Source organism: Enterococcus plantarum (assembly GCF_001730295.1).
GTDB classification, from domain to species: domain Bacteria; phylum Bacillota; class Bacilli; order Lactobacillales; family Enterococcaceae; genus Enterococcus_L; species Enterococcus_L plantarum.
The window spans coordinates 15,073-34,910 of sequence record NZ_MIKA01000016.1 but is presented as its reverse complement, the minus strand read 5'-3'; the positions used below and the strand labels follow the sequence as shown (position 1 = coordinate 34,910).

Genomic DNA, 19,838 nt, shown 5'->3' with positions numbered 1-19,838 from the left:
GCCCAACGTACGCTGGAAAAGACGTTGAAATCATTAAAGAAGCGAAAACAGTAAAAGCCACATGGTACCAATTCAAATTAGGTGGAAAAGTAATCGGTTGGATGGATGCGAAAGGCTTCGATAAGTAGTTGGATCAATAAATAAATTAACGATATTTAAATGAATGACCATCTCTAGCAAATGTATTTGTCTGGGATGGTCTATACTTTGGATATAAAGATATCAATAAACTTAGTGTGTTTTAAGAAGATTTGTTCTATTCGCTAGCGGACTGAAAATAAAAATGGTGTAGAGATAATGATTATAAAGAGGTGGCATATGAAAAAATATTTGAATTATATTTATACATTTTTCTTAGCAGCATCTATTTTTACAATGTTATGGGCTATTTTTACGACAATTTTTTCTCCTAGGATTGGGGAAATATTTTCGTTATTTAGAAATGTTCATTCAACCAAAACAATTATCTTGATTAATAGTAGTTGTTTCGTTTTTACGTTACTTTTGTATCCTGTTATTGCCCGCTTTTTGGCGAAAGGGACAAAAAAATGGGTACTCAGTAATAAATTCACTTTTATTTTTTTTACGATAGAATTGACAATCTATTTTATCTCGCTATTACTGTTTATCAAATTTATTGGCTTTAAACAAGCTGTAGATGACGCTGCAATTACATTAAAATTTTTGGATCAGTTATCTCTTGGTGAGAAGTGGGGATATAATTATATGTATTCTAACCCTCAAAACCTTCTTCTAATGTATATTTTTTCAGCTATTCGGACCTTTTTTGGTCCTAACTACAGTTCAATTATTATAGTATTTAGTCTAATGCATATAATCACGATTCTGTTGACCTTTTTATCGTTAAAGAATTTAAAAGTCAGTAATTTAGTGTCCTTAGTAGCGATTCAGATTCTTGTCTTTGCTATTCAAATTACGTTACATGTTCCTGTTGCCTATACAGATATATTATCTCTATTTTTCATGTCAGTAACGTTGTTCTTCTTTACGAGCTATTTAAAAACAGCAAATGAAGGAACAAATAAATTCAGCTATCTTTATATCATATTAACCTCCATTTTTTGTGTGTTAGGTTTTATTAGTAAGGGAACGGTGCTTATACTAGTGATTGCGTTATCCTTATTTTTATTATTATATAATAATGGAAAGCGAAGAGTCATAGGGCTGGTTCCTTTTATATTCTTATTTTTCGGTCATTTTTTATGGGGACAATTTATCGATTCTCAGAATCTATTTCCAGATAAAAATTATGGACAGCCTAATACTCATTATATAATGATGGGGTTACATAACACGCCTATTCCTGATGACTTGCCTAATGAGAACAAGGCTAAATGGACAGTTGGCGCTTATGATTCAAGTGAGCAACGATTTACTTGGGATATGTTTTTAGATAAAAAAATGTCAAAAGAGAAAATTCAAGTAGAACATATAAAAGTCATTAAACAAAGACTTAAAGCTATGAATCTGATACAACTAATTCAGGCACTTAATAACAAAGTTTCTGTAACGTGGGGTTCAGGAGATTTAAAATCTTCTTTTGAAGTCTTTTTGGGTACTGGAAAAAATCAAGAAAAAATGTGGGTTTTCCAAAATAATTTCAGCGGTTTGATTGTTTATTCAATCATGATGGTCATCCAATATTTGATTTATTTAGGTATTATTTTTTCTGCAATTAAATTTTTCAAAGTTATAAATCCATTTATATTTTTTAGTAGTATTTATATAACGGGATATTTTGTATTTTTATTAATATGGGAGTCCAGTCCAAGGTATTCTATGGGGATTTTTATACCAGCTATTTTAGCAATTGGGTTATTATTTCAAAAATCAGAAGAAAAACATAAAAAAATAGTCTGATTTATAAAAACTATACGTTGTATTAAATTTTTATCATTAATAATACTGGGATCGAGTATCAGATTTTCTCTGATACTTGATCTCAGTATTTTTTTTTGAATAAATAATAAACTAAGTAAAAGAGCCTATTAATCTGTATAATCGCTATTGTCTTTTACAGTTACATTAAGATATTAGGCAAGTTATTGAAAGTTTTTAATAGATGTGAGAGAATGGACAAGGTGTATTTTTGAAAAAATTTAAGTGTTTTGAGGAGCTTAGTATTCAACCATGAATGATATAAAAAATACAGATCAGATAAAAGAGATTCAAAAAATAAATTTAGAAATGGCGAAGTACTTCGTTCGCTTTTGTGAAAAATATCAATTATTGTGTTATTTTTGCGGTGGAGGCTGTATTGGAACTGTTAGGAATAAAGGTTTTATACCATGGGATGATGATTTAGATTTCTTCATGCCGCGTAAGGATTATGAAAAACTTTATGATTTATGGTCTCAATATGCGGACATGGATAAATATTCGATTTTGAGACCATCAAAAACATTTATTGACCATAATTCTTTCACTACGATCCGAGCGAATAATACGACGTTTATTAAACCGTATCAAGCATATCTAGATATCCCTCATGGATTACCGATTGATATATTTCCTTTGGACGGTGCACCAAACTCAACAATCAAGAGAAAAATCCAAAAAGGATGGGCACTCATTTATGCGCTATTTTGTTCACAAGTAGTACCTGAAAAACATGGAGGTATTATGGCGATGGGGAGTCGAATTCTACTAAAATTGTTTCCAACTAAAAAAAGTCGTTATATCATTTGGTCATTTGCGAGCAAACAAATGTCAAAGTATGACTTCGATCGCTGCGAATTTGTAACTGAGCTTTGTGTAGGTCCAAGATATATGGGCAATTTATATAAGAGACAAGATTTTGAAAAAGCAGAATATCTCCCTTTTGAAGATACTTATATGCCTGTACCTGTGGGCTATGATAATTATTTGACACAAGTTTTTGGTCATTATATGGAGTTACCTGATGAAAAAGATCGGATTTCCCATCATGAAGCTGTTTTGATAGATACTGAACATACGTATAAAAAATATAAAGGACTATACTATTGTGTGGAAAGTTTGAAGGAGGAAAAATAAATGATTACAGCATTGATTATAGCCGGTGGAGTCGGCAAAAGAATGGGACAAGATATTCCGAAACAATTTATTATGGTGGAAGACAAACCAATTATTATTTATACGTTAGAATCTTTTCAAAAACATCCGATGATCGATAGAATTTTAGTTGTTTGCAAAAAAGGATGGGAAGACACTTTATATGCTTACGCAAAAGAATATACTATTGATAAACTAGCATGGATCATTGAAGGTGGTAATAGCGGACAAGAATCTATCAGAAATGGTGTTGATTTTCTTAAAGAACATTCAACTGAAGAGGATACTGTTGTGATTCATGATGGCATTCGACCATTAGTAGATGAGATTGTATTATCTGATGTCATCGTAAAATGTAAAGAGTTCGGCAATGCAGTCACTTCTTTACCTTATAATGAACAAATTTTCGTGAAAGAAACAGAAGAAACAACCAAACAATATATTAATAGAGAGACATTACGAAGAGTATCTACACCTCAAGCGTACCAATTCGATAAACTTGTTTGGGCTTATGAGAAAGCTTTTAGAGAAGGAATCGGTATTTCAGAGTCATCATACACAAATACAATGATGGTTGATCTGGGAGAGACTCTTTATTTTGCTGTGGGCTCGGATAAAAATATTAAGTTGACAACACAAGACGATCTGCAATTGTTCAAAGGATATCTTCGAATGAAGGAAGAATAGGAGAATAATATGTTTTCAAGAAATCTTGATTATCAAAACGATGTTGAAAAAGTGATCCAAAATCCATTAGACTGGGGAAAGTTAAATAATAAATCATTACTTTTTGTGGGTGCATCTGGAATGATCGGTACCTTTTTGATTGACTGCTTAATGGCCATAAATGAAAAACAAAATTTGAATATTTCTATTTATGCAATGGGACGAAATCTAAATAAGTTAGAATCAAGATTTATCAACTATAAAGAGAGCCCCAATTTTCATTTAGTTGTTGGAGATATACTAGAACCCTTATCATCTGATGTTCACTATGATTTTATCATCCATGGCGCAAGTAACACGCATCCAAAAGCCTATGTAAGTGATCCAATCAATACGATAATGACGAATATAAAAGGGACCGAGCAAGTACTTGATTATGCTTCTAACAACAAAGTTGAGCGTGTGTTGTTTCTTTCAACGGTTGAAATTTATGGTGAAAACAGAGGCGATACTGAAAAATTTGATGAGAGCTATTGTGGCTATATCGATTGCAACACTTTAAGGGCTGGTTACCCTGAAGGAAAACGTGCAAGTGAAGCACTTTGCCAAGCATATATAAAGCAATACGGCATTGATGTAGTCATTCCAAGACTTTGTCGGATCTTTGGGCCTACTATGTTGTCAGAAGATTCAAAAGCTTCTTCTCAATTTATTAAAAATGCAGTAAATGGTGAAGACATCGTATTGAAGAGTGAAGGAACACAGTACTATTCATATTGTTATGTAGCTGATGCAGCCTATGCTTTGTTATATTTACTACTCAATGGTAAAAACGGCGAAGCCTATAACATTGCTAATAGTGAATTTGATTTAACGTTAAGAGAATTAGCAACCAAACTTTCTGAAATCGCTGGGACAAAAGTTATTTTTGAGATTCCAGATTCAAGTGAATCAGCAGGTTATTCTAAAGCAACGCAGGCAATTTTAGATACAAAGAAAATTGAAACGTTAGGATGGAAGCCTATTTATTCTTTGGATGAAGGATTGGAACAAATAATTAGAATCATGAAAACTGAGGAGTGAAATGGTAGTGCCTGAAATAAGTATTATAGTACCAGTATATAATGTTGAAAAATACTTAGACAAATGTGTCAACTCTATTTTGAATCAGACATTCCAAGATTTTGAACTAATTCTAGTAGATGATGGGTCACCTGATAATTGCGGTCAAATGTGTGACGATTATGCTGAAATAGATCAAAGAGTAATCGTTATTCATCAAAAAAATGGTGGATTGAGTGCTGCAAGAAATGCAGGTATAGAAATTGCTAAAGGTCGCTATCTCGGTTTTGTAGACAGTGATGATTATATTGCAGAGGACATGTATGAGCTTTTATATACAAACTTGAAAAATGAAAAGGCTGATTTAGCAACGGTTGGTTTTCTAGATATTTATGCTGGAAAAGAACCTGTTGTGAAAGAACGAAAATATCTTGTGACTGATATGGTTGGGGCAGCAAAAATCATGTTTGAAGGAAAATTAAGTACCATAAGTGCAACGAATAAATTGTATAAAAGAGAAATATTCAAGCATATTCGTTATCCAGTCGGAATGATCACGGAAGACGCTGCAGTGATTTTAGATGTATTGGAAGAGACATCTAAGGTAGTTATTGATACAAGTCAAAAGTACTATTATTATCACCGAGAGAATAGCATTTCAAGTAATCATTTTACGATGAAAGACCTGGATATGATCAAAGCGTGGGAAGAGAATGAATCACGTGTCTTAGAAAAATATCCAGAACTAGTGAATGTTGCACATACACGAGTTTGTTGGGCGTATTTCACTGTTTTAGATAAGATGATGAACAGTGGTGAATTAGGGATAGAAGAAAAGAAAACACAAAAAGAAATCATTCAATTTTTACGCAAGAATTTTATGTTTGTCCTAAAAAACCACTACTTTACTAAACCACGAAAACTATCAATGATTGCGCTAAGAATACATCCTTATTTTTATAAACTGATGTCACGTTTAGAAAATGGAATGGTCAGAAGAATAAATAAATAAACTTTATTGAGTTAAGGAGACAGGGTTAATGATAAAAAAAGCGAATGAAATACTTGATAAGGTGGAAATACCTTTTATCCTCGTTTGGGAATTTATGTTAATTTTACGCATGATTAGTACGTATAGCCTTATTCCATCAAAATTTGATAGTATTATTTTTACTATTATTTCATTAGTTGGAGGATTATTGCTTATCCGCAATGGTGTTGATTGGTTTCAAAAACGCCAGAGGCCAAGTGTATTATTATTGCTATTTACTTTGGTGATGATTGTGTCATCTATTGTAAATGGGCCAACAGGATTAGTCGCCAATTTTAAGTTAATAATTTGGGAAGTCCTTTTTTTCTTCGTTGTTTATGAGTTAGGAAAAAAAAATCAGAAAGACTTGTTTAAGTTAGTAGAAAAAGTGTTAGTTTTCACTTGGTTGATTTTAGTCATTATTTCTCTAGGTATGTTTTTTGTCCAGTTTAAATACACAGCACCATTAGATAAACTTTATTATGGTATTCGCATGGGATTTGTTGAAAATCGCTTGTACGGTGTTTTTGTAGATCCTAATTACGCTGCAACGATTTCAGTAGTTGCAATCTGTTTTTCTTTACATCTCTTCAAAGAAGCAAAATCAAAGCTTTATAAAGGCATTTTGATTGCAAGTATTATTTTTGAATTTTTCTTCGTTGTCCTTTCAGGCTCAAGAACAGCAACTGTAGAAATTCTAGGCATTACAGTTGTATGGGTATTCTTTTATAGCTACTACAGTAAAAGAACGACTGTGCTACTAAAAAGATTGGTTATTTCATCTGTTCTTACCGTGGTAGCTGTTGTAGGACTTTACCTTACAATGGAAGTGACACAAAAAGTATCACTAGTGTCAGCTAAAGCAGTAAGTAAAGTAATTGTGATTAAAAGCAACGACCAAGACAATATTTCTTTGGACCGTCCAGATACGGGTGAAGATTCGGATATTTCTAATAGTAGATTCAAACTTTGGAATAGTGCCATTGAGATTTTTGAGAGCACACCAGTAATCGGAACTTCTCCAAAAGGGATACTTCCTTATGCACAGAAAAATTTACCAAACACGTGGATTTCCCAAAAAGAACAAACGCCACATAACTTTTTCTTCTTTTTATTAGCAACAACCGGTGTTTTAGGAACGATTCCATTTATTCTATTCGTTTTATATAATATGATCAAAACATTAATTACACTATTTAAAATGAATACAAGGAACTATAAAGAATACTTATTTCAAAGTTTGATCGTATTGACGATTTTAATCTCAGCGTGTTTGATTACTGATATCGTTTTGGTAAATAGATTAGGTGCAATGATGTTCTTTCTATACATTGGCAGGTTGAATTCAAAAAACGAGAAGGAAACGAGTGAAATAAAGTTATGAAAGAACTAAATATTAAGGAAATTCAAGACGTTAGTGTCGAGATCCTCGTACACATCGATGACATTTGTCGGAAGAATGATATTGACTATTCGATTTATTATGGTAGTTTGATTGGGTCAGAACGACACCAAGGTTATATTCCTTGGGATGATGATTTAGATATTGTGCTGACTCGTCCGAACTATGATCGTCTAATAAAATTATTGGCAAACGATGAAACCTATTTATTATTGAGTTTGGAAACCAGAGAAAAGTATCGCTATCCATTTGCGAAATTGGTTGATAAGAGAACTTGCGTGAAAACAACACAATTTTATCATAGTGAAGATCCAGATTTAGGGGTTTTTGTAGACATTTTTCCAATAGATGGTTTTCCATCAGATGACTCTGTTAGAAAGGCGTTTGGTGAAAAATGTAGCTTGTACTTTGATAATATGATAGGAACATTAAATGCTTCATATGCAATTTCGAAGACAAGATGGAAAGCTTACGGGAAGAGAATCTTACACTATCCGAAGCACCGTAAGTTGATGAAACAAGGGGATTATAAACATTGGAAAAAGTTACTAATGGGAGAAATGAGTAAGTATCCTATTGCTGAAACACCTATATGTGGTTATATTGAATTCGTTGACGAAGAATGGGGCGTTTTTCCTACAGAGTGGTTTGAACATTACGAAGATGTACAATTTGCAGGGAAAACGGTTCGCGCTATAAAAGACCGTGAAAAGTTTTTAACGTTGCGTTATGATGACTATATGCAATTACCACCAGAATCAGAGCGAGTTACGCATCATCCATATACGTTTTATTGGAAAGAAGTTAACTAAGGGGGCAAAAATCATTGGATTATAGCCGAATGATGATTATTACTTTAGATGAAAAATCAGTGCTATTTTCAAGCGATGCACAAGATTTGGGCATACACGTAGAAAAGTATTTCGATAAGCGAACTTTGGGTGTTAAAGTAATGAATTATTTAGATAAAAAAATGAATTTACAGTCTGCCTCTTTCTTTTATGGAGATTGGAAAAAAAAATTGGAAGAGATTGATTTTGTTTTATTAAACTCCCATTTCTTCTCACGACCTGTAATTAAGTACTTGAATAAGAAATTTCCATCTATTAGAATTGTTGTTTGGTACAGCAATCCAGTATCTAAAGATACGCCAGTTCATTTTTTTGCTGATTTGAATTGTGAATTATGGTCTTTTGACAAGGATGATTGTAAAAAATATGGATTAAATCATAATAATCAGTTTATTGATCAGTCAAAATTAATTGTTTATAAGAGTGATCCTACGTATCTTTCCGATATTTGTTTTATTGGTGTCGACAAAGGCCGCTTAAATTTATTATTAGAACTAGAGCAGTATTTCATTAGTAAGAAATTAAAACCTTTCATTTATGTAGTAAATTCATCTAAAAATTCTCGTTCTGATTATGATTATAAAGAGCCTATTTCATATGAAGAGTTGATTAATTATGAAGGGAATACAACAGCAGTATTAGATATTGTTCAAAATGACCAATACGGTCTTTCCTTGCGACCGATTGAAGCGATGTTTCTGAAAAAGAAACTAATAACGAACAACACAAGTGTCCAAGATATGGATTTTTATGCACCTGAAAATATATTTTTGCTTAATGAGAGTAATAAAAATGAAATTCTAGGCTTCCTAAAAATACCTAGCGTAACTATTCCAGAAACGGTGATGGAGAAATATAAATTTGAAGGTTGGTTTAACAACTTTTTTTTGAAATAGACCAGATGTTTTTTCTGTTAAATGACAATTTTAATTGTGAAAATAAATAATGAAATTCGAGGGACCTATCATGAATGAAAAAGCTAAATCAGTCATAAAAAATTTATATTATACAGTTGCGGCTAATTTTGCTACTTTGGGTATCTCAATTCTTTTAAACCTATTTGTACCTAAACTTTTAGGGGTTAGAGAATACGGTTATTGGCAATTGTATGTATTTTATTCTTCATATGTCGGTTTTTTTCACTTAGGTTGGATCGACGGTATTTATTTAAAAATTGGTGGAGAAGAATATGAGGAGCTTGACAAAAGAAATTTAGGGTCTCAGTTTTGGTATTTAGCTATTTTTGAGTGCATTGTTTCCTCGCTTGTAATTTTTTGGGCACTGTTTTTCATGACTCCAGGAAATAAGATGGTGATTATACTGCTCACTGCAGTTGTTTCATTAGTAACGATAGCTAAAACCTTTATTTTGTATATTTTCCAATCTACGAATCGTATTAAAGAGTATGCGCAGTTATCTAGAAGTGATCGATATCTATATGTAATGTTGATTGGCGGTTATTTCCTTTTAGGAGGACGTAACTTTTTCTGGCTAATCGTTATGGATATTCTTTCTAGATTGATCATGACGATTTGGGGAATGTATCGAATCAGAGATATGCTGAACTTGAAAATAGTGAGTTTAAAAAAAATCTTGCCTGAAATAGTCGATAATATCAACATTGGTAGTAAATTAATGCTTAGTAGTGTTGCAAGTATGCTAATTATTGGGACGATTCGCTTCTTTGTAGAAAAGAAATGGACGATTGAAACTTTTGGTAAATTATCGTTTACGCTTAGTATTTCCAATATGTTTTTAACATTTGTTAATGCAGTTGGAGTAGTTATGTTTCCGTTATTAAGGAGAACGAATCAGCAAAAATTGCCAGCTTTGTTTGTTACTTTAAGAGACTTGTTTGTGCCAATCACCTATGCGATTTTGCTATTTTATGTTCCTGCTAAATTTGTACTTTCATTATGGCTTCCTGATTATGCAGAGAGCTTGAAATTCATGGGAATATTATTCCCAATCATCATTTATGAAGGTAGAATGTCCTTACTGATCAATACCTATCTAAAAACATTAAGAAAAGAAAAAACGATTTTATTTGTTAATGTGACAACCTTATCATTATCGTTAATTTTATCAATTATAATTATTTTTGGTCTAGGCAACTTGACTTGGGCAGTTGGACTTATATTGATAAGTTTAGCTTTCCGTTGTAATTTTGCAGAATTTTTCTTGTGTAAATCGATGAATATCCATATTAAAAAATCGATGATTTTTGAAACTCTTTTAACTATTTTGTTTATACTTAGTAACGTATTATTCGGAGGAAGTTTTGTAAGCACTGCGGTTTATGGAGTATGTTATTTAATATATCTTTTATTTAGTTACAAAAAAATAACAAGAAGTTTAAGAGAGTTTCGGAGGTTACTAAAGGGAACTTAGTAATGAATGACTATAAGTCGTTCGCTAAATTCAATAGAGAATAATGCAAATTTATTTTTAGATTTTGCATTATTTTCTATTTTTTAATTGTTTCAAATAGATTACAAATAGTCTTTTAGAGATTGTGGACAAAAAGAAATAACTTTGCTACAATTAAATTATTCAACTATAAGGGGTGGAATAATTGAAAAAGAATTTAGGTTATTTGTTAGTTGGTATTATGACGAGTTTAATGGTTATGCCAACTTTGGTATTAGCAGAGGATAAAGTAAATAATTCTGAAAATACAAGTGAAAGTCAATTCATTGAACAAAGTTCAGAAAAGGTAATAGAAAATACTGAAGTACAATCAAGCGAATTGGATTCAAGTAGTAATGAAAGCGCTGAAAAAAGAATAACAACAGATACTACAGAAACAACCGAGTTAAGAAGCGAACAGCCAAAGTTATCCTATTCAATCTATAATGAAAAAATAGGTTGGCAAGTAGGTCAAGCAAATGGTGGAAGCAGTTCTTTTCCAAATAAAAGAATTGAAGCGATTAAAATTGGAATCGAAGGAATAGAACCAACTGCAAGTGGTATCCAATACCGTGCACATGTATCAGATGTTGGGTGGCAAAATTATGTTTCCGCTAACGAAATCAGTGGAATAGCAGGTAAAAGATTAGAAGCAATTCAAATTCAACTGACGGATTCGTTAAAAGCGAACTATGATATTTATTATAGAGTTCAAGTTCAAAATTTTGGTTGGCTAGATTGGGCAGTAAATGGACAAAGTGCCGGAACTATGGCTTTTTCATATCAAATTGAAGGAATTCAAATTCAATTAAAAGAAAAAGGTCAAGCAGCACCAGGCTCTACAAAACGTCCTTCAGTACAATATAAAAAGCCAAATGTAAATTATCAAAGCCATGTACAAGATATTGGCTGGCAAGATATAAAATCAAATGGACAAATGAGTGGTACAAAGGGTCAATCAAAACGAATGGAAGCTATGAAAATAGCAGTTAATAACTTACCTGTTACCGGTGGAATCGAATATAGAAGTCATGTACAAGACATCGGTTGGCAAAATTACGTTTCTAATAACGAAATTACAGGAACGATGAAGCAATCAAAACGAATGGAAGCATTAAGTATTCGCCTAACGGGCGAGCTTGCAAAGCATTTTGATGTCTATTATCGTGTGCATGCAAAAAATTTCGGTTGGTTAGATTGGGCAAGTAATGGCCAAAATGCAGGAACATCAGGCTTTAGCTATCAGTTAGAATCAATAGAAGTTAAATTAGTAAAAAAAGGTCTGACAATTCCAGGGGCTAAAACTAAGTATTTTGTAAAATTTAAGCAACCTGACATCGTTTATCAAAGTCATGTACAAGACAAAGGTTGGCAACCTCCAAGCAAAAATGGTCAAACAAATGGTTCGATGGGACAAAGTAAGCGAGTAGAAGCAATCAAAATAAGAGTTGAGAATGCTCCAGTTACTGGTGGAATTGAATATAGAAGCCATGTGCAAGACAAAGGCTGGCAAAATTATGTTTCTAACAATCAATTAAGTGGAACAACAGGTGAGTCGAAACGAATTGAAGCATACGATGTTCGTTTAACTGGGGAACTAGCTAAACATTTTGATGTTTATTATCGAACACATGCAGAATACTTTGGTTGGTTAGGTTGGAATAAAAATGCGGGTATCAGTGGTACGTCTGGTTACCGTTTTAGAATGGAAGCATTTGATATTGTCTTAGTCAAAAAAATGTCTAAAGGGCCAACAATTTCAAATAATTATAAAAAAGCTCCTTCTGGATTGGGAAACTATTACATGGATGCGCCCAAACGAATCGAACTGAAAACAAGACACTACTATACAGATAGATCACTAAGAAGAGGCAATGATATCGCTGCTGGAACAGTGATCAATGTTAAACGAAGAGTATTAGATAAGAATGGTTATCCTATTTTAGAAACACCTTACGGCTATGTGACAGCAGGAAAAAATATCGTAACAGCAACAAATAAAGGACAAAAAACATTTATGGATGTTCCATACTATAATCAAATGACCATGGGGTATCCGAACGGCTGTGAAGAATTTTCTTTATACATGGCATTAGAATATTTAGGGGCTACACATGGACAGAATGTGCATCAAGTGACCAATGCGGTTCCTAAAGTTCCTTCTTGGGGAAATCCGCATGAAGGGTTTAATGGAAGCCCAACAGATAAATACGGCTTCCACACGATTTATCCAAGAGCCTTTACACCATATGCTAAACGATATGCACCTAATTCAAGAGATATCAGTGGTGTTGATACAGGTCAATTCAAAGAAGAATTGATGAAAGGAAATCCAATTGTCGTTTGGGGAACCTACCCTTATTTAGCGGCACCTAGAATAGACGGTACGTATTATGGTTCTTTAAAAGTTGCTAATTTACATGTTTGGTTAGTGACTGGTTTTGATGGAAATAGTTTCCATGTGACAGATCCAATTTATGGAACGATGTGGGTAAGTGAAGGAACTTTAGCACTTTCTTATAGCCCAAATAAAATGGCTGTTTCTATTGATAAGTAGAATAGAGGACAAATAAATGAAAAATAAGAGACTAATGTTTTTATTTTGCATCATCATTTTAATAATAGGCATCATAATTTTTGTTAAAATGAATGACAAAAAAAGTACGAAAAATCAGGACTTAGAGACAAGTACATCTTCAAGTGCAAACAATTTTGACAAGTCAAAAGTTATCGATTATTCTAGTGAAACTGAAGTATCTTATAGCTATGAAGAAGTCACTCTTAGTGTGGAAGAGTTAATGAAGTATAGAGAAGAAATTGAGCAAGCTGGCTTTGATAGTACATTATTTACAGATCAAGAAATTCAGACAATGAGGTCAGCAATAAAGAAAAATGGTCAATCTATTTCTCAATATTTAAAAGATCAACCAGATAAAAGCATCGATGAAGCTGAAATCGACAAAGCTCGCGAGGAGTTAAAAGCGGCAAATATCGATCCTGATAAGATGCATAATAACGAGATTATCGATCTAATAAAACAAGCGAAAAAAGAAAAAAAATCGGTGGTTGAGATTGCAAAAGAGAAATAAATTAATCTTCTTTCATAGCAGATTGATTGAGGGGAAAATCGACTAGCTGTCTTCTAGGACAGCTAGTTTTTGTAATTAAAGTAGACCTCTTTAAAAAACCGTGATAAACTAAAGAGGTTATGAAAGTAAGTTTTTTATTCTATCTAAAATTAGGAGTTACTGATAAATGAATAATATATTAATCACTGGTGGAGCAGGGTTCATTGGTTCTACTTTAGCTAATTTTTACAGTAAAAATCATAAAGTCACTGTTATTGATGATTTATCAATGGGAAGTAAGAGTAATTTAGATGAGTCTGCGAATCTTTGTTTTATAGAAGGGAGCGTGACAGATTCTACATTGATGGAAAAAGTGTTAACAGATACGCAGTTTGAATATATTTTTCATTTGGCTGCTATCGCAAGTGTAGCTGATTCTGTCGAACGACCTTTAGAAACGCATCAAATAAACTTTGATAGTGTTTTTCAATTGTTAGAGTTAGTAAAGTCTAATCAGTTTGGCTTAAAACGATTATTATTTGCATCATCAGCTGCAGTCTATGGTGATGAACCAACATTACCTAAAAAAGAAGAATCTGTTATTAGACCCTTAACACCTTATGCAATCGATAAGTTTGCTGCGGAAAAATATGTTGTTGATTACTATCACTTGTTTGATGTCCCAACGAGTGCGGTACGCTTCTTTAATGTTTATGGACCAAAACAAAATCCTGAATCACCGTATTCAGGTGTTATATCGATTATGATGGATCGCTATAAGAAAGTGTTAAATAAGGAAGAAACAATGTTTACAATGTTTGGTGACGGGACGCAATCAAGAGATTTTGTTTTTATCGAGGATGTTGTTCAAGCATTGGATATCATTGCACATTCACAAGATACGTTAGGCGAAGTCTATAATATTGGTACAGGTGAAGCGATCGGCTTGAATGAATTAGTTTCTATTGTAGATAACTTTTTACAAGTGAATTTACCGATTCAGTATGAAGGAGAACGCTCTGGAGATATCAAACATTCTCTTGCAGACATTTCGAAAGTAAAAGCTGTAGGGTATCAGCCTAAATACACTATCAAGTCAGGACTTGAAAAGTATGTTGCTTACGAACTTGGTAACTTTGACAAAGATATCTAAATCTGATTGATTCAATAAACGACTGAAACAGGCGAGATGAGAGATTCTCGTCTGTTTTTTTGAACGAATAAAATCTTTTTAATTGTTTGATACTCATTCTTAGGAATGATACAATGATGTCGATTGGAGGGAGAACGATGACAAAAATAATCGCCCACCGTGGTAGCAAAGGAACCCATCCAGAAAATACTTTAGCTGCGTTTAAAGAAGCTGTTTTAGTTGGTTCTGATGGAATCGAGCTAGATGTGCAGTTATCAAAAGACAACCAACTGATGGTGATCCATGACGAAACGATTGATCGTACAACCAATGGTTATGGGGAGGTTGGTAGTTTAACCTTAACAGAATTAAAACAATACGATGCCGGTAGTTGGTTCCAAAAAAATCCGATGATTCAAGAAATTCCTACTTTAGAAGAAGTAGTCATGCTGCTTAAAGAAGAGAATTTTCAAGGTTTACTGAATATTGAAATCAAAACAGATAAAATCCATTATGAAGGAATCGAACAGCTAATTGTTAAGCTCATGAAGTCACAGTGTTGGCCTTTTGAATATATGTATTCAAGCTTTTATTTTAAAAGTTTGGAGAAAATCTGGGAAATTGAACAAAATCAAAACATTGCTTCCGTATTTAGACTGTCAGAAAAAGAGGAGACACGAGCGCTTCAATCAAAGTTTATTGAAGGAATCCATCCTAAAATAGATTGGGTATTCGACCATTTGGATGATTTGGCAGATTTTCCAAAAGCAATTCGTCCGTGGACTGTCAACGAAGAAGACACTATGACACATTGCTTTCGTCATCATTTGACCGCAATTCATACAGACTATCCAGCTAAGGCATTGCAAATACGCAAATTGATACAAAATAAAGGATGAAAAAATTGAAAAAAGTATTAGTAATCGCAGGACCAACAGCAGTTGGAAAAACCTCTTTAAGTATTGAGTTAGCCAAAAAGTTAAATGGAGAAATCATTAGCGGTGATTCAATGCAGGTCTATAGACAATTAGATATAGGCACAGCAAAAGTGACGGAAGAAGAGCGTGAAGGTATTTTGCATCATTTGATTGATTGTCGTGAACTATCTGAGACATACTCTGTAGCAGATTTTCAAAAAGAAGGACGTCTGGCAATCGATGCAATAACAGAAAAAGGAAAATTGCCAATTGTTGTTGGTGGGACAGGACTGTATATTCAAGCATTGTTATATGACTTTGAATTAGGTGCCAAAGATGAATCGACTGAAATTCGTGAGAAATATGAGCAATTTGCTGAAATACATGGAAATCAATACTTGTGGAATTTATTGCAAGAAAAAGATAGCCAAGCAGCTGAAAGTATCCATTTCAACAACCGTAAAAAAGTGATTCGAGCACTTGAAGTGTTTGATAAAACGGGATTCAGTATTTTAACTCCGAAGGAAAAACCAAAAAGATTATATGATTATTTCTTGGTTGGATTAGAAACGGACCGAGCTGAACTTTATAATCGAATCAACATGCGTGTGGATATAATGATGACACAAGGGCTTTTAAAAGAAGCTGAGTTACTTTATAACAGGCAGACACAACAATCGATTCAAGGAATAGGCTATAAAGAGTTTTTCCCCTATTTTGAAGGGAAAGAGTCTTTAGAAGAAGCAATTGATCAAGTAAAACAAAATTCTAGAAGATATGCGAAAAGGCAATTGACCTGGTTTAGAAACCGCATGAATGCCAGCTGGTGGGACTTAGTACAAACACCTGATACTATTTTAAAGTTAGAAAAGGAAATAGAAAAATGGCTGGATTCTTAGGAAGGATAAAAAATGGATAAAATAGCAGAAAAGGTTATCTTAGTGGGCGTAGAAACAGAGGGAAATTACACTCGATTTGAAGGATCTATGAAAGAATTGAAAAATTTAACTAAAACTGCTGAAGGAGAAGTTGTTTTTTCATTGACACAAAAGCGTCCTCGAATTGATTCACAGACAGTGATTGGTAAGGGGAAAGTTGAAGAATTAGTACAGTTAGTTGATGCGTATGAAGCAGATATCGTTATTTTTAATCATGAGTTAACACCACGGCAAAATCAATTGATTGTTGAAGCTGTTGGTGTCAAAGTAATTGATCGGGTACAATTGATTTTAGATATTTTCGCGATGCGGGCACGATCAAAAGAAGGAAAATTACAAGTTGAGCTAGCGCAGTTAAATTATTTGCTTCCTCGATTGATTGGACAAGGGAAACAATTGTCTCGTTTAGGTGGTGGGATTGGTACTAGAGGTCCTGGGGAAACCAAACTGGAATCAGATCGCCGGCATATTCGTAATAAAATTATCGCAATCAAGCGTGAATTGAAAGAAGTATCAGCTCACCGTGAGCGAAGCAGGCAAAAACGGCAATCATCAGATTTATTTCAAATTGGTTTAATTGGTTACACGAATGCAGGAAAATCAACAATTTTAAACTTGCTAACAACAGCAGGCACATATTCTGAAGATCAATTATTTGCTACGTTAGATCCGTTAACAAAAAAATGGCAGTTACCTCAAGGAATGATCGTAACGCTGACAGATACTGTCGGTTTTATTCAAGATTTGCCGACACAGTTGATCGAAGCCTTTCAATCAACTCTGGAAGAAAGCCGAAGTATGGACTTGTTATTACATGTAGTCGACGCCAGTGCGGAAGATCGTTTACAACATGAACAAACAGTTGTTGAATTATTAAATGATTTAGATTTAGAGCAACTTCCGGTTTTGACTGTTTACAATAAAAGTGATCAAATCGACGAATCTGACTTTATTCCAACTTTATTTCCTAACATATTAGTGTCAGCTAAAAGTACTTTAGGGAAAGAAGAACTCACAAAAGCTGTTAGAGAAAAAATGATGGAATTATTGGTTCCATATGAGTTTGATATACCATCAAACCAAGGGCAACAATTAAGTGAATTGAAACGCCATACTCTGTTGTTATCAGAATCATTTGAAGAAGAGGCAAATGCGTATCATGTTAAAGGCTTTGCTAAAAATAACTCTAAATGGACGCGGGAGTTAGACGATTAAATAACGAGGTTTATTGTTGTGTGTAGATTGTTGGAAAAAGTAAAGAGCTGAGTTGGAGAACCTATTTAGTGGTTTTCTTACTCAGTTTTTTTCTTTATTTGCTGTAGTTATTTGATTTGTGTAATGATATACTAAATACAAAATGAGAGGTTAAGGTGGTATCTGGATTTGCAAAAGTTTATTAAAAGTAATTCTTTCTTTTATGTTGGTTTGTTTGTTTTAGCAGTTTTATATTTTATGAATTTTAACGTAGACTTGGGATCAGACGACGGTTGGTTTATGAAAATTTCTGAAGAGTATAGTTTTGTTGGATTTCTTCAATGGCGTTACAATAATTGGTCTGCCCGGCTATTTCCAGAAGCGATGTTGTATCTGATTTTCTTGGTTCCTTTATTTATTCATCATCTGATCAGTGCGTGTGCCTGGATGTTATTTAGTTACTCTTTAGTGCGGATATTTGTTGGAACTGTTGATCGTAAGAACTTTTTAGTTGCATTTTTATCACTTGGATTTATCAATATCTGGGTTATGAAAGATGCCATTTTTTGGATTACGGGCGCAGTCAATTATTTATGGCCATTAGCATTAGGGCTGTTTGCACTGATTCCTTATGCAGATCATTTCTTTAGAAATCAAAAAACGGCGATTTGGTTATACTTATTGCCTGCATTTGTTTTTTCATTTTCGAATGAGCAGCTGATTCTTTGTGTTATAGGTGTAGTCTTAATTTATCATGTGGCAATAGTAATAAAGAAAGGAAAAGAGCATTATTATCTTTATATTCCAACAGCATTTTTTGTAACGGGATTTTTATTTATGTTTTTAGCTCCGGGAAATAAACTTAGAATGCAACAGGAAATTAAATTGTGGATGCCAGATTTTAGTGATTTGTCACCAATGGCAAGAGTGTTGAGAGGAAGTACTTGGTTATTTGAAGGGTGGCAGACGAAGTTATTTCTTCTATTCATTTTGATACTTGTGGTTTCTCTAGTGCTTGATTCCTCCAAATTACTAGCTAAAATAGGAATAGGATATACATTATTTTTGGTATTACTGACCTATAATTTTCCTGATAGAGTTACCAATTTTCAACTTATTAATGAAGGAAATTGGATTAATTCTTTCAAATTCGGTAATTTTTTGAGTGGGACGTTCATGAATGCTATTTTGCCTTATCTGTTATGGGGGCTGTTTTTTGGTTTAGTGATTGCGTTGTCTATATCTGTTGCAAAACAAAAAATATTTATTGGTCTAAGTTATAGTGCGGCCTTATTTTCATCCATAATGATGTGGTTTTCACCGACAATGTACGCTTCAGGGGCTAGAGTTTTTATGTGTGCCTCAGTATTTTTATTGATCAATTTATTCCTACTTTATCAACAAATTCAAGAGAATGGCAGTCAACATGCAAACAAGCGAATAGTGTTTTATGCCTGCTTTATACCTGTGATCAATTTATTCTGTGTACTTTTTCTAAACTGAATAGAAATAGAAGTAAATGAAAAAAGGTATTGTTCACGATGCCTTTTTTCATTTTCGTACGAATTAACTGAAATTTCCTTGTTATAGCTGTATTTTGCGCTATTTTTTATTTTTATGTTAGAAAACCTAACATAAATCATTGACAACGGAAAAAAGTATTGATATCCTATATTTAACTAAGAGAGGGGGGTGGATATGAGAGAGAAGGAACTGAGAAGATCGATGTCAGTTTTTCCAATTGGTACAGTTATGAAACTGACTGACTTATCAGCACGTCAAATCCGTTATTATGAAGAGCAAGATTTGATTCATCCTGAAAGAAGTGAAGGGAATCGACGTATGTATTCACTGAATGACATTGATGTATTACTGGAGATCAAAGATTATTTGTCAGATGGTCTAAATATGGCAGGTATCAAACGCGTTTATGAAATGAAGTTGGAAGAGCAAATGCATGCGCAAGAATCAAATAAACCGCTGACAGATGAAGATGTTCGAAAGATTCTATATGATGAACTTATTTCTCAAGGTGGGCTTACTCAACAAAATCCATTCCAATCCAGAGTACCCAAATTGTAACAGTTGAGTTTTACACAAAAAATGAAGGACGTG

Annotated in this window: 18 protein-coding genes; all 18 read left to right on the top strand. The window is 33.3% G+C overall.

From position 1 onward, the window contains the following. On the top strand, positions 1 to 128 hold a 128-nt coding region (locus BCR22_RS16030), incomplete at its 5' end, for a GW domain-containing glycosaminoglycan-binding protein (protein WP_141706553.1). Positions 129 to 318: 190 nt separating this feature from the next. After that, on the top strand, positions 319 to 1,881 hold the full coding sequence (locus tag BCR22_RS07735; protein WP_069654367.1) for a glycosyltransferase family protein: 1,563 nt from the start codon (positions 319 to 321) through the stop codon (positions 1,879 to 1,881). Between the two features lie 270 nt (positions 1,882 to 2,151). Next, positions 2,152 to 3,036, top strand: a complete 885-nt coding sequence (locus tag BCR22_RS07730; RefSeq protein ID WP_069654366.1) for a LicD family protein — start codon at positions 2,152 to 2,154, stop codon at positions 3,034 to 3,036. Continuing rightward, a complete protein-coding gene (locus tag BCR22_RS07725; protein WP_069654365.1) occupies positions 3,037 to 3,741 on the top strand; it encodes an IspD/TarI family cytidylyltransferase in 705 nt (234 codons plus the stop codon). Between the two features lie 9 nt (positions 3,742 to 3,750). Then, positions 3,751 to 4,803 carry an NAD-dependent epimerase/dehydratase family protein gene (locus BCR22_RS07720; RefSeq protein ID WP_069654364.1) on the top strand — a complete coding sequence of 351 codons (1,053 nt, stop codon included), beginning with the start codon at positions 3,751 to 3,753 and terminating at the stop codon, positions 4,801 to 4,803. A 7-nt stretch (positions 4,804 to 4,810) separates the two neighbouring features. Then, positions 4,811 to 5,794, top strand: coding sequence for a glycosyltransferase family 2 protein (locus BCR22_RS07715; RefSeq protein ID WP_069654368.1), 984 nt, complete (start codon positions 4,811 to 4,813; stop codon positions 5,792 to 5,794). A gap of 28 nt (positions 5,795 to 5,822) precedes the next feature. After that, a complete protein-coding gene (locus tag BCR22_RS07710) occupies positions 5,823 to 7,196 on the top strand; it encodes an O-antigen ligase family protein (protein WP_069654363.1) in 1,374 nt (457 codons plus the stop codon). After that, positions 7,193 to 8,026 (top strand): LicD family protein, encoded by an 834-nt coding sequence (locus tag BCR22_RS07705; protein ID WP_069654362.1) that lies wholly within the window; start codon positions 7,193 to 7,195, stop codon positions 8,024 to 8,026. Before BCR22_RS07710 ends, BCR22_RS07705 begins: the two co-directional genes overlap by 4 nt. 14 nt (positions 8,027 to 8,040) lie before the next feature. Continuing rightward, entirely contained in the window at positions 8,041 to 8,961 is a 921-nt protein-coding gene (locus tag BCR22_RS07700) for a WaaS/CpsH family glycosyltransferase (protein WP_069654361.1), read from the top strand. Positions 8,962 to 9,031: 70 nt separating this feature from the next. After that, the gene (locus BCR22_RS07695; protein WP_069654360.1) at positions 9,032 to 10,456 is read left to right on the top strand and encodes a lipopolysaccharide biosynthesis protein; all 1,425 of its coding nucleotides are present in this window, start codon (positions 9,032 to 9,034) and stop codon (positions 10,454 to 10,456) included. 184 nt (positions 10,457 to 10,640) lie between these two features. Beyond that, positions 10,641 to 13,031, top strand: coding sequence for a C39 family peptidase (locus BCR22_RS07690; protein ID WP_069654359.1), 2,391 nt, complete (start codon positions 10,641 to 10,643; stop codon positions 13,029 to 13,031). A gap of 16 nt (positions 13,032 to 13,047) precedes the next feature. Next, positions 13,048 to 13,563 carry a hypothetical protein gene (locus tag BCR22_RS07685; protein WP_069654358.1) on the top strand — a complete coding sequence of 172 codons (516 nt, stop codon included), beginning with the start codon at positions 13,048 to 13,050 and terminating at the stop codon, positions 13,561 to 13,563. 166 nt (positions 13,564 to 13,729) lie between these two features. Continuing rightward, the gene (locus BCR22_RS07680; RefSeq protein ID WP_069654357.1) at positions 13,730 to 14,695 is read left to right on the top strand and encodes an NAD-dependent epimerase/dehydratase family protein; all 966 of its coding nucleotides are present in this window, start codon (positions 13,730 to 13,732) and stop codon (positions 14,693 to 14,695) included. Positions 14,696 to 14,832: 137 nt separating this feature from the next. Beyond that, positions 14,833 to 15,573 (top strand): glycerophosphodiester phosphodiesterase, encoded by a 741-nt coding sequence (locus tag BCR22_RS07675; RefSeq protein WP_069654356.1) that lies wholly within the window; start codon positions 14,833 to 14,835, stop codon positions 15,571 to 15,573. 5 nt (positions 15,574 to 15,578) lie between these two features. Further along, positions 15,579 to 16,490 carry a tRNA (adenosine(37)-N6)-dimethylallyltransferase MiaA gene (gene miaA / locus BCR22_RS07670; RefSeq protein ID WP_069654355.1) on the top strand — a complete coding sequence of 304 codons (912 nt, stop codon included), beginning with the start codon at positions 15,579 to 15,581 and terminating at the stop codon, positions 16,488 to 16,490. A 12-nt stretch (positions 16,491 to 16,502) separates the two neighbouring features. Next, a complete protein-coding gene (gene hflX, locus BCR22_RS07665) occupies positions 16,503 to 17,744 on the top strand; it encodes a GTPase HflX (RefSeq protein WP_069654354.1) in 1,242 nt (413 codons plus the stop codon). Between the two features lie 168 nt (positions 17,745 to 17,912). Beyond that, entirely contained in the window at positions 17,913 to 19,226 is a 1,314-nt protein-coding gene (locus BCR22_RS07660; protein WP_069654353.1) for a DUF6056 family protein, read from the top strand. Between the two features lie 195 nt (positions 19,227 to 19,421). Next, entirely contained in the window at positions 19,422 to 19,805 is a 384-nt protein-coding gene (locus BCR22_RS07655) for a MerR family transcriptional regulator (protein ID WP_069654352.1), read from the top strand. The last annotated feature ends 33 nt before the right edge of the window (positions 19,806 to 19,838 follow it).